This is a genomic window from Ekhidna sp. ABH4_415 (genome assembly GCF_056161305.1).
This window is the reverse complement of record NZ_JBSWYW010000002.1, coordinates 252,426-268,234: the sequence shown is the minus strand read 5'-3', so window position 1 is coordinate 268,234 and position 15,809 is coordinate 252,426. Positions and strand designations below refer to the sequence as shown.

14 protein-coding genes are annotated in these 15,809 nt (G+C 41.8%); 5 read left to right on the top strand and 9 right to left on the bottom strand.

Annotated elements, in window-relative coordinates; translation table 11 throughout:
• Positions 1 to 103: 103 nt before the first annotated feature.
• A complete protein-coding gene (locus ACXAH9_RS04230) occupies positions 104 to 2,344 on the top strand; it encodes an FdhF/YdeP family oxidoreductase (RefSeq protein WP_474893621.1) in 2,241 nt (746 codons plus the stop codon).
• A gap of 117 nt (positions 2,345 to 2,461) precedes the next feature.
• Here ACXAH9_RS04230 and ACXAH9_RS04225 read toward each other — a convergent pair whose 3' ends face one another.
• From ACXAH9_RS04225 to ACXAH9_RS04190, 8 genes are all read right to left on the bottom strand, one after another.
• Entirely contained in the window at positions 2,462 to 3,049 is a 588-nt protein-coding gene (locus tag ACXAH9_RS04225) for a TlpA family protein disulfide reductase (RefSeq protein ID WP_474893620.1), read from the bottom strand.
• Between the two features lie 123 nt (positions 3,050 to 3,172).
• A complete protein-coding gene (gene dsrP, locus ACXAH9_RS04220) occupies positions 3,173 to 4,357 on the bottom strand; it encodes a sulfate reduction electron transfer complex DsrMKJOP subunit DsrP (protein WP_474893619.1) in 1,185 nt (394 codons plus the stop codon).
• Between the two features lie 60 nt (positions 4,358 to 4,417).
• A complete protein-coding gene (locus ACXAH9_RS04215) occupies positions 4,418 to 5,428 on the bottom strand; it encodes a 4Fe-4S dicluster domain-containing protein (protein WP_474893618.1) in 1,011 nt (336 codons plus the stop codon).
• 3 nt (positions 5,429 to 5,431) lie between these two features.
• Positions 5,432 to 6,058, bottom strand: a complete 627-nt coding sequence (locus ACXAH9_RS04210; RefSeq protein WP_474893617.1) for a hypothetical protein — start codon at positions 6,056 to 6,058, stop codon at positions 5,432 to 5,434.
• Positions 6,055 to 6,747, bottom strand: a complete 693-nt coding sequence (locus tag ACXAH9_RS04205; RefSeq protein WP_474893616.1) for a hypothetical protein — start codon at positions 6,745 to 6,747, stop codon at positions 6,055 to 6,057. The genes ACXAH9_RS04210 and ACXAH9_RS04205 overlap by 4 nt, the downstream gene beginning before the upstream one ends.
• 90 nt (positions 6,748 to 6,837) lie before the next feature.
• Positions 6,838 to 9,180, bottom strand: coding sequence for a molybdopterin-dependent oxidoreductase (locus tag ACXAH9_RS04200; RefSeq protein ID WP_474893615.1), 2,343 nt, complete (start codon positions 9,178 to 9,180; stop codon positions 6,838 to 6,840).
• Positions 9,173 to 9,397 (bottom strand): chaperone NapD, encoded by a 225-nt coding sequence (locus ACXAH9_RS04195; protein WP_474893614.1) that lies wholly within the window; start codon positions 9,395 to 9,397, stop codon positions 9,173 to 9,175. Before ACXAH9_RS04195 ends, ACXAH9_RS04200 begins: the two co-directional genes overlap by 8 nt.
• A 67-nt stretch (positions 9,398 to 9,464) precedes the next feature.
• Positions 9,465 to 10,721, bottom strand: a complete 1,257-nt coding sequence (locus ACXAH9_RS04190; RefSeq protein ID WP_474893613.1) for an alginate export family protein — start codon at positions 10,719 to 10,721, stop codon at positions 9,465 to 9,467.
• Positions 10,722 to 10,924: 203 nt separating this feature from the next.
• Here ACXAH9_RS04190 and ACXAH9_RS04185 point away from each other — a divergent pair, with 203 nt between their 5' ends.
• The gene (locus ACXAH9_RS04185; protein WP_474893612.1) at positions 10,925 to 12,139 is read left to right on the top strand and encodes an MFS transporter; all 1,215 of its coding nucleotides are present in this window, start codon (positions 10,925 to 10,927) and stop codon (positions 12,137 to 12,139) included.
• A gap of 19 nt (positions 12,140 to 12,158) precedes the next feature.
• On the opposite strand, the gene ACXAH9_RS04180 is transcribed toward ACXAH9_RS04185, so the two are convergent.
• The gene (locus ACXAH9_RS04180; protein ID WP_474893611.1) at positions 12,159 to 12,419 is read right to left on the bottom strand and encodes a hypothetical protein; all 261 of its coding nucleotides are present in this window, start codon (positions 12,417 to 12,419) and stop codon (positions 12,159 to 12,161) included.
• A gap of 314 nt (positions 12,420 to 12,733) precedes the next feature.
• Between ACXAH9_RS04180 and ACXAH9_RS04175 the strand changes: the two genes are divergently transcribed.
• The 3 genes from ACXAH9_RS04175 (at position 12,734) to ACXAH9_RS04165 (ending at position 15,804) form a co-directional block, all read left to right on the top strand.
• Entirely contained in the window at positions 12,734 to 13,144 is a 411-nt protein-coding gene (locus ACXAH9_RS04175; protein ID WP_474893610.1) for a hypothetical protein, read from the top strand.
• A gap of 363 nt (positions 13,145 to 13,507) precedes the next feature.
• Positions 13,508 to 15,424 carry a YfiR/HmsC family protein gene (locus ACXAH9_RS04170; RefSeq protein ID WP_474893609.1) on the top strand — a complete coding sequence of 639 codons (1,917 nt, stop codon included), beginning with the start codon at positions 13,508 to 13,510 and terminating at the stop codon, positions 15,422 to 15,424.
• Between the two features lie 5 nt (positions 15,425 to 15,429).
• On the top strand, positions 15,430 to 15,804 hold the full coding sequence (locus tag ACXAH9_RS04165; protein WP_474893608.1) for a response regulator: 375 nt from the start codon (positions 15,430 to 15,432) through the stop codon (positions 15,802 to 15,804).
• Positions 15,805 to 15,809 lie beyond the last annotated feature (5 nt).

Below are 15,809 nucleotides of genomic sequence, written 5' to 3'. Positions count from 1 at the left end.
CTTCAAGGGATTCCCATGACTCGACCTCCTTTCAGTCGGTCTCACAAGGGAATACGGATCTGTATATATAGTCTATGCCCAAGGATTCCTATCTTTATATCCTATGCCAGCGCACAACCATCTACACATAAAAGACAAACCCAAAGTCTCCGTTGGACCAACATCAGTGGCCAACGCCAGCCGCATGATTCTGAAGGCCATGCCTCCATGGAAAGCATTGAAGCTTTTGAGTAGACTAAATCAAAAAAAGGGCATTGACTGCCCGGGATGTGCATGGCCCGATCCAGATAAGCGATCGAAATTGGGCGAATTCTGTGAAAACGGGGTAAAAGCCATCGCGGAGGAAGCACAGCATAAGATGGCAGGCGAAGCATTTTTCAAACAGCATACGATTGATTCCCTCAGAAAGCAAAGCGACTATTGGTTAGGTCAGCAAGGCAGGCTTGCCCAACCGATGATCAAAAAAGAAGGCAGTCCACGATACGAACCCATTGAATGGAGCGAAGCTTTCAAACTTATAAGTGATCATCTAAAATCTCTCCCACATCCCGATGAAGCTGTGTTTTATACTTCCGGAAGAACTAGCAATGAGGCTGCTTTTCTCTACCAGCTCTTCGTACGTAAGTTCGGAACCAACAACCTCCCCGACTGCTCTAACATGTGCCACGAATCGAGTGGGGTTGGCCTAAGTGAAACCTTAGGCATTGGTAAAGGATCCGTGACACTCGAAGATTTTAAGCATGCAGAAGTCATTTTGATTTTTGGACAAAATCCGGGCACCAATCATCCCAGAATGCTGAATTCATTAGAAAAGGCCAAACGTAATGGTGCGAAGATCATCGTGATCAATCCTTTGAAGGAAGTCGCATTGATGAAGTTTAAAAATCCTCAAAAAATCAAGGGTTGGATCAGTCAGGGAACGGATATCGCAGACCTCTACCTGCAAATCAAAATCAATCAGGATGTTGCCTTACTCAAAGCCTGGCTGAAGCTGCTTTTGGTAGATGAAAGATGTTTGGATCGAAAATTTATTGCTGCTAACACGGAAGGATTTGAAGCACTGAAAGCCGATCTGGAACAGTATTCATTGGATGATCTAATCAGTCAAACAGGCCTTTCTAAAGAAGATGTGCTTCTAAGTTCTCATTGGCTGGCAGCCAGTAAGAAGATAATAGCCTGCTGGGCAATGGGGCTCACTCAACACGTCAATGCAGTGGATAACATCCGCGAGATTGTAAATCTGCTCTTGCTGAAAGGAAGTATTGGTAAAAAAGGAGCTGGCACCTGTCCGGTCAGAGGTCACAGCAATGTGCAGGGTGATCGCACCATGGGTATTTGGGAACGACCAACCAAAGCCTGGACGGATAAATTGAGAGACACCTTCAACTTTGATCCTCCCGAATCGCCAGGTTACAATGTGGTGGAAGCCATTGAGGCCATGAATGAAGGGAAAGTGAAGTTCTTCATGGCGCTTGGAGGAAATCTTTTGCCTGCAGCACCTGATACCTTACTGACTGAGCAGGCCTTAAAAAAATGTGAGTTGACCGTGCATATCAGCACCAAACTCAATCGAACACACTTAGCGCCTGGCAAAACTTCGCTGATCTTACCTTGTCTGGGTAGAACGGACAAACACATTCAGAATGGAAAAGAACAGGTCGTAACCGTTGAAAATTCTATGGGTGTGGTTCATGGCTCGCATGGGAGTCTCACTCCTCCTTCCAAACACTTGAAAAGTGAGCCGGAAATTGTGGCTTCCATTGCTGCAGCTACATTAGGTAACGATGATATCAACTGGTCGGGATTAATTGAGGACTATGACAACATCCGTGACTTGATTGCTAAAGCCATTCATGGATTCGAGAATTATAATGAACGACTAAAAAATGATAATGGCTTTGAACTTCCCAATGGGGCTCGAAAGGGAGAATTCAATACTCCTTCCAAAAAAGCAGTTTTCTCCATCAATCAATTAGCTGAATCCATACCGGAAGGACATAAATATGTGATGATGACCATCAGAAGTCACGATCAATTCAATACCACAGTTTATGGATTAGACGATCGCTATCGCGGAATTTTTGGTGGCCGCAATGTGGTCTTCATGAATGAAGTGGATATGCGAGAAGAAGGTCTTGAAAAAGAAGATGTTGTTGTACTATCCAACCATTACGGACTAGAACGGAAGGTCGCCGGATTTACAGTTGTGCCGTATGAAATACCTAAGGGTTGTGTAGCTACATATTTCCCAGAAGCTAATCCATTGGTGCCTCTGCATCTAATCGCAAGAAAAAGTCACACCCCGGCATCTAAGTCAGTGGGAGTGAATATTAGAAAGGTTTAAGGTTTCCTCTATAATGAGAGAAATAAATTTGAAAATATTATCCCTTAACAAGCTGTTTTGATTTTTGAACCAAACAAAACCGAAAATATTTGTCAATGCTTCAAATCATCAATTTTTCTATCTGATAAATGATAAAATTCGTTTTTCATACTCTTTTTGAATTCCAGCATTAAATATTGGCACAAAATAAGTCGCAAGTACCCTACCATTATTATCAACCAAAACATGTCGGGGAAATCCCTTGAACTTAAAAAGGAGTTCACAATTTTTAAATCCTCCTACTGATATGATATGCTTGTAATAATCTCCATGCTTCTTGATAACCCTTTCAATCCCTTTTTCATCAGTTGGAGTAATTGCCACAAATCTAATCCGAGAATCATCTTCATATTTTTCAATAACCTGTTTAACAAACTTTTTTTCTTGCTTGCAGCCACTGCACCCTTTAAACCAAAAATCAACCACTGTTAGCTCATATTCCGCATCAATAAATGAAAGTTCATCTCCATTTATTGTAAGAAAAGTTGAATCAGAAAATATCTCCCCATTAGGAATACCTTTTTGGAAATCTTCTTCTTCAGTGATTTTAGTTTCAAAAATGTAGGTATAAAATTCTTCCGGAGAAAGATCAGAAAGGTCTTGCTTGTCTTGAGCTGACAGCAATATCCAAGAAATGCTAAAAAATAAGATTAATGAATGTCTCATATTTTGAATAACAATACTACGTCAATTGTAATGGTTTTCATTTTTGCTGGACTAATATTAATAATCTTTAGGCAAAGCATCTCAATTCAATGAAGCAAGTGAAATTGAGGCAGGGGCAGGGTATTAATCAGTAGTTGCTACTTTCCTTTCTACATACCGCATTCTACCCATCTCAATGGAAATGGCAGACTTTGCCAGGATGGTGAAAATAAAGGCACCCATGGCCCAGATTCCAATCGTTACTCCGACCTCTATCCAGGTGGGTACATACTCAACAATATCTCCCCACGAACCAGGGATAAAACCCGGTATGATTAACCCCATTCCTTTTTCTATCCAGATTCCCACAAACAAGCAAACACACGCAACAGTAAGCCAACGATAGCTTTTTAGAATGAGGTGCATGGTCAGGATTCCTGTGGCCACTACATTCAAAATCAAAGAAGCATACGTCCACGGCACCAACCCCGTTTTTCCATGCAATCCAAAAAACAAATAAACCGCACTTAAGCTGTGGTGGGTCTGAGCATAAAACTCTTTAAAGAGCTCAGATATCAGCATGATGAGATTTACCTGTGCTGCAATGGTCACTACCATGGCCAATTTTCCAAAAGACTTATCAGCGATTTTATAATCTGTATATCTGTTGATCACCTCTAAAATGATGATAATAAGTGCAGGTCCTGCAGCGAACGCTGAAGCAAGAAATCTTGGGCCCAGCAGAGAGCTGTTCCAGAATGGTCGTGCTGGTAATCCTGCATACAGAAAGGCTGTTACCATGTGGATACCTACAGCCCAGAAAACGGAGATCATCGCTCCAGGAATATAAAATTTCTTATTCGGTTCCCGATTTTGATACCTGGACATCAGGATGTAAAGTGGTATAGTAATATTGATAAATAAATAGCCATTCAAAACAATCACATCCCAGGCCAGCATGGATTGCGGGAAGTTGAATAACCCAATGCCGGGAATCAGGTGCCAGGCTCTTCCGGGTCCACCCAAATCGACAGTTACGAAAGCTAAACACATGATCAATGCTGCTACTGCTAATCCCTCACCTATCAAAACTGCCTTCGAAAAATCAACGTCTTTTAGGACATAGGTTGGCATCACAAGCATGACAGCCGCAGCGGCCACTCCTACGAGGAACGTGAAATTGGAGATGTATAATCCCCAACTCACATTGTCGTGCATGCCCGTTACCACCAAACCCTGACTTAATTGCTGGTAGTAGCAATAGGCTCCTAATAGCATAAAGAATGTGAGCACTCCCATCCAAATGTGATAAGATCTGGAGCCTTGCATTGAATTAGAAATGCTATCACTAACGAGTGAGCCGAATATTTTTAATTGATTCATCATTGCCTAATCCATGAAATACCAAAACTTAGGTTCCGTACCCAGATCTTCTTTAAGCCTAAATACCTTTTTATTTTCCAGCACCCATCTTATCTCACTGTTAGGATCGAGGATATTGCCAAATATTCTAGCTCCAGTTGGGCAGGCTTCAACACAGGCCGGGTTCTTTCCATTTCTGGATCGCTGGATACAGAATGTGCACTTTTCCATCACCCCGTTTTTTCTCAACCGATTGCCCAAATAGTGCTGATCTTTATTGACCTCCTCTTCTGGAACTTGTGGTTGCTGCCAGTTAAATCTTCGACCATCATACGGACAAGCAGCCATACAATACCGACAGCCAATGCACCAGTCATAGTCAATGACCACAATTCCATCTTCTTCTTTCCATGTGGCTTTTACCGGACATACATCGACGCAAGGAGGATTTTCACAATGAAAGCATTGGGTACCCATGTAGAAATGCCCTTCAGCCGGAACCTCATGGAAATAATCATCCTCCGCCAATTCAAAATTGATCTGCCCATTCTTGTGTTCGTGGATACGGATATATTGCATCTCAGAAGACCGATCCTGATTGTTTTCCTCCACACAAGCGTTGACACAATCCATATACCCTTGACATTTGGAAATATTAAAGGCATATCCGTAAAGCACATTTTCAGTAGCACCAGTTGAGGAAACACTGATTTTTTTTCCTGTATTCAGCTCATACAAGCGCTCTAGCCGTTGCACCGTTTCTTTTTGTTCTTTGTCCGTCATCACCCGGTAGTTCTTTTTGAAGAACTCGTCCCATTTCAGACTATTTTTCTCTTTCACATCATCGTCTCCGATTACACTGCATGAGGTAGATGCCATTCCTGCACCTGTCAAGAGTCCCAGCGTCAATTTTTTTAATGCTCCTCTCCTGCTGGTTTTCGCATCCCCCATCTGGCCAAATCCAGCATCCGGAGTTGGGGCAGGTGATTGATTGCTTCCGCAACTACAGTTATGCCCACATGAATTATTCTCTTCCATGATCTAGTGATTTTGTGCTTTAATTTTTTCTGTATTCAAACGTGATGGCCATCTCTTCTCGAAGGCGGGCTTATGCGGATTGTGACATCCTACACAGGTTTGCGATATCCTTGGTGGAAGCCATCCTTTCAATCGTTTTCCATGCGCTCCACCCTCCCAGTCTTTAAATTGGGTGGAATGACATTGCGAGCATTGCTTATATGAGTGATCGAAACTGATACTTGTCTTGGTTAGAGAAGTGAGGTCATCTGGCTTATCCATGTTGTGACACGTCATGCAATTCATGGAAATTGGATTAGCATGTGACAATTCAATGTCCCAATGAGCGTCTTTGCCCTCATTGAGCTTCTTCAATTGATCTACCGGCTGAGTATGGCAGTTGGAGCAGGGGTATTTGGTAATCTGCTGAATTCTGGACGGGACTAGGAATTGTGAATCCCGCTCTTGAAGCTGGGTCAATACGGTTGCTACCTCTAAATCTTCAAGACGTTCAAAGCTGTCAAAATTGTAAGATATCGTATCGGTATGCCTGGCGATCAACTCCAGATTAGATTCCTTATGCCCGCCAGAGCAGCTTAAAAGGAAGACACTCATGAATGCAAGAGAAAATATTTTTACCCCGATTTTCATTCTGTCCCTCCTTTCTCTTCTGTTGATTTTCGTTCCCATGTGATCTGACGACCTTTGGTTGGTGCATGACATTGCAGGCAATTCACCCTTTCCGGATGAGTCACTCGAATTTCTTTGGGAGCAGAAGGTGCTCCATGACAGGAAAGACAGCTGCCTCGTACCTGAAAATCATGCGGTATAGGTGGCGGGCTACCGTCAAGCACTCCTGATCCAATTCGCTTCGGTTTAGATCTGGTGAATTGACTGGCAACAAAAAGCTTATCTGTGTTCTTTGGAACATGACATTGGACACAATTCAGGAAATCCGGATGCGGAGTGATTGGAGCATATGCCTTGAATTGATCCACATAGCCCCCGGTGGAATGACATTGTAGACATGATTTGCCTCCTATTCCTTTTTTACTAAGCATTGGGTGCGGAATCATAGGTGGTGCACCATCATAAGCCCTGTTTTTATAGTAATCATCCAGTGACTTTTCACTTTCGACCGACTGCAATGCTTTGAATTCGACGGCCAGATCCTGAAGGTTAAATACCTCCTCTTCCTGTATTTCATTTTGGACTACAGGCTCAGTAGATGCTGTAGTAATTTCTGCCCCAGTTTTTGACTGACTGATGCTCAAATCGAAAACCACAATGGCCGATACCATAAGCAAGATGATGAAGAAAATGATTGCTTTTCCCCTCATATGCCTTTGGATTTATTTTCAAAGGTGTATATGGAATTCGCTATATTTTTATTCATCATCTGATCGATATAGTTACTAATTCCGCTCATTTCATACCTTTTCGATTCGTACTGCACACTTTTTATAGTCCGGTTGTTTTGAAATGGGACAATATGCATCCAACGTCAGGTCGTTGATTAAAAACGACTCATCAAAGAATGGCACAAAAACATGACCTGAAACAGGCTTGCCGCGCTCGTTTACAGACGCATCCATGACAATCTCTCCTCGGCGAGAGACCAACTTTACCTGATCACCGTTTCTAATATTCAATCGCTTAGCATCTTCCGGATTTAATTCCACATAACTTTTAGGAACCGCCTGGTGTAGAATTGGTACCCTTCTGGTCATTGAGCCGGTATGCCAGTGTTCGAGCACGCGACCAGTACACAACCAAAACGGATACTCCTGATCAGGCTCTTCCGGCGCTGGTTCGTAGGGACGTGCCCAGATCCAGGCTTTACCATCTGGTTTGCCATAGAAATCAAAGGTATCACCCTTGCATGCAGGATCGTACTTTCCGTGATAGCGCCATTTCGTTTCTTTCCCATCCACATACGGCCATTGCGCGCCCGCTAGAGATTTCAATACTTCGTAAGGTGCCATTGCATGTTTTTTTCCGGCATGAAAGCGGCTATATTCTTTCCAGATTTCTTCGATGTGATTGGACTCATCCCATGGAAACAAATCGCCATAACCCATCCTCTTAGCTACTTCAATGAGTTGCCAGGTGTCGCTCATTGCTTCTCCGGGAGGCTGAAGTAATTGGTTGAAATGCTGGGTTCTTCGCTCAGAATTTCCGTACATCCCCTCACGCTCGATCCACATGGCTGAAGGTAGGACTACATCGGCAATGTCTGTAGTAGGCGTTGGATACACATCTGAAACAACGATGAACCGTCCATCCTTTTTTGCTCCGTTACGATACCTGTTTAGGTGTGGCATGGTCACCATCGGGTTTGTCACCTGAATCCACATGAACTTAATGTCTCCACGATCTAATGCTCTAAACATTGAGACCGTGTGGTGGGTAGGCTTGGATGAAATGTTTTCCACAGGTACTTGCCATATCTCTGCTGCCATTTCCCGGTCTTTCTCATTCATCACTACTCCATGCGGTAGCTTGTGTGTGAGCGTTCCTACTTCACGTACTGTGCCACATGCACTTGGTTGACCTGTAAGTGAAAATGGACTGTTACCAGGTGTTGATATTTTCCCTGTCAACAAGTGGATGTTGTAAATCAGGTTATTGATCCAGGTGCCTCTGGTATGCTGATTTGCTCCCATGCACCACAACGACATCACTTTGTTATTCGGATTACCATAAAGAGATGCCAGGTATTTAATATCCTTCACTGAAACACCCGTATACTCAGCTACTTTCACCGGAGCATAGTCCTCCAAAAACGCTTCAAACGCTTCGAAAGTAATGTCTTTTGGTTCATCCTTAAACTGGAAGTTTTCTTCCAATCCATAACCGATATTGGTTTTTCCTTCCTTTAAAGCGCAATGCTTCTCAACAAAGCTCTTATTTACCCATCTGTTTTTAATGATCTCATAGCAAATCGCATTGGCGATAGCCAGGTCAGTTTGAGGCTTGAATAAAATGGATTTATCAGACGCATGAGAGGTACGAGTGGTACGGGTGGCCAGATCGATGATTTTAACCGGACGTTTCAATCGATTGTCCAGTATTCTGGAAAACAACACCGGATGCATTTCCGCCATGTTATTGCCCCATAAAACAAACACATCAGCATGATCAATGTCTTCGTAGCACCCCATTGGTTCATCCAGACCGAATGAAGTAAGAAAGCCTGTGACTGCACTTGCCATACATAGCCGCGCATTTGCTTCTACATTGTTGGTTCCTATCCCTCCTTTAAAAAACTTGGAAGCAACATATCCATCAGGAATCGTCCACTGACCTGAGCCATAAATAGATACTGAATCTTTGCCGCTCTCCTCGATGGTAGATTTTAATTTGGAAGCAACCAAATCCAATGCCTCTTCCATGGTGGATTCTACCAGCCTACCATTCTTTCGAATTAATGGCTTGGTCAGTCGATCATTCCCATACAATGCTAAAATCGAGTGGTAGCCTTTGACACAACAAAGCCCTTTATTCACAGAGCTATTGGGATCTCCTTTGACTGCCACTGCTTTGCCATCCGAAATCCCCACTTTAAGTCCACATCCCACACCACAAAAACGACATGGGGTCTTCGTCCATTTGACATCCAGTGCCCCAAGCTTATCTATCATTCTATTCTGCTCCTCAGCGAATACTATACCCGGGAACATAGCTGCAGCAGTAGCAATGGCAGATGCGCGAGCGGCCATTCGCAAAAACTGGCGCCTGCTTAGGTCTTTATCTTCTATTAGTTCATTCATATCCGGACACTAATGAAATGTGTTTAATGTTTTGATTGGACTCTAGTTGCATAACGAGCTTTTTATCCTCGTTCTCAGTATCTGTGTCAGTAACGAGCACCAAAACCTCCTGATTTTTTGCCGGATGTATTTCACACCCATTCATTTGACTTACCTCTTCAACTAATTGCTGTTTTCGATCTGATTGAGGAATGATGATGTAGCTCTTTATTGGCATGGATTTTAATTTCTATTCAAGTTGCAAATGATTGACTAGCTATGAAATGACTTTTATCATACATCGGTTATTTAGATTCAATCTGAAAAAACGTAGGCTTGATGGTCAGCATCATCCAGGCCCAGTTATTATTGGCACCTGCATCTCCACCTTTGAGTAGCTCCATCGAGGAAGAGCCTATCATCTGAGAGTACCCGAAATTGAATTTGATTTCATCAGAAATTTTTTTGGTCAACACCCAATCAATCTCAGTACCCAGATAGCGGTCAGCAGCTTCTGTTGATGCAGGGTCCAGTTGATCTGCTTGAGATGCAAAGTAGTGCACAGCTAAGCTCGAACTCCAGGTGGATATGGGGGCAGATAATTGAAGGTAAAGATCATTTAACCCTACACTGCCAATGTGATTTCCTACATAGAAATAGTCCATCAGTCCGTTGAATTTGTGATTGGTTCCAAAAAAAGGATTGAACGCTTTGTTATCAGAAGAGGGATCGACCTCATCATTACCTGAGAGGGATTCAAAACCCAGCGTCAGGCTTGTTTTCTCACTCATTTTGTAAGTAAGATCAAGCTGCAAATCGTAGGCGGATATACTGGTCCCATTACCATCATCTCCTGTTTGATAATAGAATGCACCACTTGGCTGTAGATTACCGCTGTTGCTAACGAATCTGACTCCTAGCGTCTGACTGAAATAGGTTTCACCATCTGTAGGAGTTCCTTCCTGCAGTCCATTATTGAGAAAAAGAAATGAGGATTTCACCTGACCCAACTGCTTTTGTACCCATAGGAACTGAAGCGTTTTATAACTTCTTGGAACGGTGTAGAAATTGGTTGTAGACTGAACACCATCCTGATTGTACGCTGCTGCTAACTTCAATGTGAAGTCATTTTTTTTCATCTCAAACAATGCAGCGTCATGGCTTCTTGCCTGCTGAGCCCATGCTACATTTCCAAAGATTCTGGAATCATCCAGAATGATTTCCTGTCTGCCGAGCTTCAATGAGGACGCATCGCTCAGTTTGACTTTTGCCCAGGCCTCATGGATGGCTGTTAAGGCTCCCCCATTATTCACCAGCTGACTTTGACTTCCCCACACGCGGATGTCTTGAAGCACGATCTTCATCGAATATTGATCCTGCCAATATTCTGCATTCAATCGGGTTCGCTGCTCCGTGAAAAAAGCAGGATCCTGATCCTGCTCTACTAGTGATTGAAATCCATGCCGATACTCAGATCTTGGTCGAATTTCACCAGAAACTTTGAACTGTGCCTGACTTCCAATTGAGCTCGTAATCAGAAGCATTACCATAAATTTCTTCATGGCTCAAATCTTGTCTGACTCCCATCAAATCATCATGATATTGTGCATTAGGGTTACTGATATTTATCAGCATTAAATCCTGAAAGGACTGAAAAGACAGTCTTATACCGAAATTCAGGTGGATCTTTATTGGAAAGAAGTCAGTATATCAAAAGGAACTTAATTTATTTTGGGCGCTTAAGATCGCATGACCAAACTTCACTATGCACAAAAATGTCTCACTAGGTCTCAAAGAGAATTGGAAACAATTTACGCTCCTCGTTATTATCAATGCTTTTGTTGGAGGCATGGTTGGATTGGAGCGGACAATTTTACCCCAAATTGCAGAGGTTGAATTTTCCATTGCTGCCAAAACAGCTATCCTGTCATTCATTATTGTTTTTGGTATTTCCAAAGCCATCACCAACTACTACACAGGATTTTGGGCTAACCGAATAGGAAGAAAGAATCTCCTGGTTCTGGGGTGGATCATAGGCCTGCCAATTCCACTAATCCTCATTTATGCAGACAGCTGGAACATGATCATTATGGCAAACATACTACTGGGTGTGAATCAAGGTCTCACCTGGTCCAGTACAGTTGTCATGAAAATTGATCTGGTAGGAGAAAAGAATCGGGGATTAGCCATGGGGCTAAACGAATCTGCCGGATACCTGGCTGTTGGGATTGTTGCATTTCTAACCGGGTTCATTGCTTCGGAATATGGGCTAAGACCCTTTCCTTTTTATATGGGAATCGGATTTGCATTGGCAGGGTTGCTTTTAAGTTGGTTGTTCGTAACCGATACGATCCATCACGTGCGTTCGGAAACCAAATCAAGTAGCATTCCCAAACTAAAAAATGTCTTTAAAGAAACGACCTGGACGAATCCTAGTTTGGGATCTATATCACAAGCCGGGCTAGTAAATAACCTCAATGATGGCATGATATGGGGCCTATTTCCGATACTTTTATCAATTAAAGGGTTCACGCTCGAAGACATTGGTAAACTGGTGGCCATTTATCCTATCGTCTGGGGTTTGGGGCAATTGGTAACGGGTAAGCTAGCCGACTCTTTTTCAAAGAAAAAGATGCTCTTCTGGGGGATGCTATTGCAGGGAATTGTGATTGTATTGATGGTTATTACCTCTACATTCGACGGATTTGTCATGATCGGTATTGCTTTAGGCATTGGAACAGCGATCGTATATCCAACGTTTCTAGCCGCAATAGCAGATTACACTCACCCTGAGCAACGAGCTGAGAGCATTGGAGTGTTCAGACTGTGGCGAGATTTGGGATATGCAGCAGGTGCGTTGATCACTGGATCTGTAGCTGATATCTTTGGGATAAATTCCTCTATCTACCTGATTGGAGGCATTACTATTTGCTCAGCACTTATTATTCTGATTCGAATGAAGCCTAAAAGTATGATGTGACCATGATAGCACCTAAATTTCAGGCAAGGTTACCGTACCCAATCTGATCCCCATCATTATCGAAGAGATTGTATGCAGGACCACCCTTTCTTATACCATGTGATGTGAGGTTGCCTTCCATATCATAGATATTAAATCGATGGTCATCCAGTATTTTACCATAACCTAATTGATTCCCATCCTTATCATAGAGGTGTAACTTCAGATCATCGATCATTCGGATATATGAGATGAAATCTCCATCCAAATCATAATTATTGTATCGTTCTCCAGTCTTCATAGCAGTGATATTACGATAAAAATCAAAGGCAGGATATATCCTGCCTTCAAGGTTGGTAATTCGACAAAGTAAAGCATTATCAATTATTCAATGCTCTCCTCTATGATGTGTCCCGTATAAAGAACATTGTAAATATGAATAGTGATTTTTCCAGAATCAATGAGCTAAATCAGGATTCACCCTAAGTAATATCATAAACAAATGAATACCCTTCTATTAAAGTCTTTAAGCTCTATTAATACAACTGACAATTCTCACTTATGTGACTGTTACGGATCATATTTTAAGCCTGAGCACCGTAATAATTTTGATAAATGAATTTTGAAAAGAGCATTGGTATATGGATCGATTTACGTGAAGCGATCATTGCATCCGGCAATGAAATCATAGACGTGGTTACATCTAATTTTACTCTGGGACATGCAAAGGGTGGTTCAGGATCTGCTACCCCATACGGTCCTCAGGATGTTATCTCAGAGAGTAAAGTGCTGGAGAAGAAGAAGCATTCACTAAATATGTACTTTGCCGATATTCTTGATCGTATTGAAGACTTTGAAAATGTTGTGATTATGGGTCCGGGACTGACGAAGCAACAATTATGTGAGCAGATTAAGCGATCACACAAAACAAAGCATATTTCCGTCACATTAGTGACTGCTGATAAAATAACACACAATCAATTGAAAGCTAAAGTTCGGGAAGCTTTACCTTCTGACAAGAAATAACCTAGCTACCCGACTTCATTTTAGCTGATCAAGATGGTAATTGCCAGAAGCACCAAGTATACGATCAATAAGATCTGTTTTGCCTTCATGAGTTTTCGTTTTATTAGTCCTGTATATGTGTCTTTCTAATACGAAAACCACCAAAAGAGTTTCATGATTTTGGGTGAATGGTAAGAAAAAAAGGGTGAAAAGCAATATTTAATCAAACATCAGAACATTAATCAAACATCGAAATCTTATAAATCACTGAAAAATCAATCTTGCGATAAAGTCGATATTCATCTAATTAAGTCTATGACTTGTCTAATTGCTTGTATGAACCCATTCAAAATAGCTATATTTCACTTTGTCACCAGTCCAAAAATGAACAGACAGAAGGGAATAGCACTCTTGCTCGTAACGCTTTTGATAAGCCAGTTAGCTCTTGCTCAGACAGATCGTCAAAAGAGGATGGTTTCGTCTACCTATTCATTTATAAAAAATATCGAATGGCCGGAAGAGGACACTCCATTCAAGATACACATCATCACCACTGACGATGATTTAAAAGCTGAATTTAGAACAACAAGTGCTTCACAAAAATTTTCCGGCAGATCTGTAGAGGTGAGTTTTACCAGCTATGTTATCGTGCCACAGGATGCTGATGTGATTTTTGTTACCAATAGGTATAATGCTACTATACCCACCTTGCTGGATCGAATTGGTGGTACTTCGATGCTTCTAATTACAGACAGGTATGATAAGCAACGTGATATCATGATCAATTTCCTGGACAGTTCGAGTGGGTTGACATTCGAAATGAATCGGGCAAACATTATAAACCAGGGCTTACGGATTAAACCTGGAATGGACGCTCTGGGAGGTTCTGAAGTAGACTTAGCTAAAATATTTAAGCAGGTGAGGGATTCTGTCCGGGCAATGGAGTTTAGAGCTGAAGAACTTAGAGAGCAATTTGACTCATTGAACCTTGATGTGGCTGCAGCAAGAGGAATATATGGGAGGCTAACGGATATAGTGAATGAGAAAAACAGAGAGATTCAGCAAAAGGAACAACAAATCATTCTTCAAACCAAAGCATTGGATAGTCTTAAAAAAGAATTTGCAGAATCAGAAAAACGATTGATGGAGTTGACCTCTACCCTGAAAGAAAGAGAGGATGATTTAGCAGTTCTCACCGAGGAGATTGACCTTCAAAAGGATAGAGTAGCAGCAGGAAACAAAACGCTTGAAGCACAGCAAGATCGGATTTCAGCTCAAAATAAAGAAATCGAGCAGAGAGAAGAACGTCTTGGTGAGATGTCCACGATTGTAAGTTCGCAGCAGAGTGCATTGATCTTCTTGGTGCTATTTTTAGTTGTTCTTGTTGTTTTATCATTCCTAATATTTACCGCGTATCGAGCAAGGAAACGCGCAGCAAAAAAACTGGCAGATCAGAAAGAAGACCTGGCACGTCTGCTGGAAGAGCTTCAGGAAACTCAATCACAGCTTGTTCAATCCGAAAAAATGGCTTCATTAGGTGTTCTTACTGCAGGAATAGCCCATGAAATCAATAACGCCATCAATTTTGTTTACTCCGGCATTCACGTTTTAAGCGACAAGTTTTCTGAGATTAAACCAGTGATATCCAGAGTAACAGACCTGAATGAAGATGAAAAAGATTTTAAATCTACGCTGAAGGAACTTGTGGATGAGCGAGAAAAAGCAGGCTATGATGAGGCCCAGGGAGTAATTGATCAAATGATCACCAGCATCAAGGTAGGCGCAGAGCGGACCACAGAAATTGTGAAAGGGCTAAGAATCTTTTCCCGATCAGAAACAGAAAGAAAAACCAAAATCGACATTAATGATGATATTGATGTCGCACTGTTGCTTTTAAATAGTCGTCATAAGGATGCTGTGCAAATCAATAAAAACCTGGGGGACAATATTCCTGAAATTGACGGCTACAAAGGACAACTGAGTCAGGCATTTCTAAACATAATCAACAACTCTATTGACGCAGTAGGTGAAAAAGGAAAAGATGGTGTGATTGATGTATCAACATCTATAAACGGAAAAACCATTGAGATTGCTGTAAAGGATAATGGGAAAGGAATGACTGAGGAAGATCAACAAAAAATATTTGACCCTTTTTATACAACTAAAAAAATAGGGGCCGGTACAGGGCTGGGTCTGGCTATTACCTATGGAATTGTTGAGCGACATGGAGGAACCATTACGGTAAACTCTAAGTTAGGAAAAGGGGCTGAATTCATCATTAAATTACCGCTAGCTAGTTAACGCCAATGAACGATACCAAACCATCCTTGATTTATCTGGATGATGAAGAAATTAACCTGATTCTTTTTAACGAAATGTTTAAAAAGGATTTTGAAATTTTCACCACCACCAATCCGAATACTGCCATTGAGCACGTAAAAAATAATCAACTCGATTTCGTGCTCACGGATCAATTAATGCCATCCATGACTGGTGTGGAATTTCTGAAAGAACTCAGAGAACAGGATATTTCCTCTGATTCTATGAAAGTGATCATCTCGGGATTCACTCAGGAAGGTGAAGTAGATGAGGCATTAGAAACTCATTTAATCGATCACTTTGTAAGCAAACCATGGTCTTATCAGAATTTAAAAGACCTTTTGCTCAGCAAACACGTATAGTTCAT

Excerpts from the sequence above, each read along its gene's own strand:
- ACXAH9_RS04230 (WP_474893621.1), top strand. The coding sequence starts at position 104 with ATGCCAGCGCACAACCATCTACACATAAAAGACAAACCCAAAGTCTCC.
- ACXAH9_RS04225 (WP_474893620.1), bottom strand. The coding sequence starts at position 3,049 with ATGAGACATTCATTAATCTTATTTTTTAGCATTTCTTGGATATTGCTG.
- dsrP (WP_474893619.1), bottom strand. The coding sequence starts at position 4,357 with ATGCAAGGCTCCAGATCTTATCACATTTGGATGGGAGTGCTCACATTC.
- ACXAH9_RS04215 (WP_474893618.1), bottom strand. The coding sequence starts at position 5,428 with ATGGAAGAGAATAATTCATGTGGGCATAACTGTAGTTGCGGAAGCAAT.
- ACXAH9_RS04210 (WP_474893617.1), bottom strand. The coding sequence starts at position 6,058 with ATGAAAATCGGGGTAAAAATATTTTCTCTTGCATTCATGAGTGTCTTC.
- ACXAH9_RS04205 (WP_474893616.1), bottom strand. The coding sequence starts at position 6,747 with ATGAGGGGAAAAGCAATCATTTTCTTCATCATCTTGCTTATGGTATCG.
- ACXAH9_RS04200 (WP_474893615.1), bottom strand. The coding sequence starts at position 9,180 with ATGAATGAACTAATAGAAGATAAAGACCTAAGCAGGCGCCAGTTTTTG.
- ACXAH9_RS04195 (WP_474893614.1), bottom strand. The coding sequence starts at position 9,397 with ATGCCAATAAAGAGCTACATCATCATTCCTCAATCAGATCGAAAACAG.
- ACXAH9_RS04190 (WP_474893613.1), bottom strand. The coding sequence starts at position 10,721 with ATGAAGAAATTTATGGTAATGCTTCTGATTACGAGCTCAATTGGAAGT.
- ACXAH9_RS04185 (WP_474893612.1), top strand. The coding sequence starts at position 10,925 with ATGCACAAAAATGTCTCACTAGGTCTCAAAGAGAATTGGAAACAATTT.
- ACXAH9_RS04180 (WP_474893611.1), bottom strand. The coding sequence starts at position 12,419 with ATGAAGACTGGAGAACGATACAATAATTATGATTTGGATGGAGATTTC.
- ACXAH9_RS04175 (WP_474893610.1), top strand. The coding sequence starts at position 12,734 with ATGAATTTTGAAAAGAGCATTGGTATATGGATCGATTTACGTGAAGCG.
- ACXAH9_RS04170 (WP_474893609.1), top strand. The coding sequence starts at position 13,508 with ATGAACAGACAGAAGGGAATAGCACTCTTGCTCGTAACGCTTTTGATA.
- ACXAH9_RS04165 (WP_474893608.1), top strand. The coding sequence starts at position 15,430 with ATGAACGATACCAAACCATCCTTGATTTATCTGGATGATGAAGAAATT.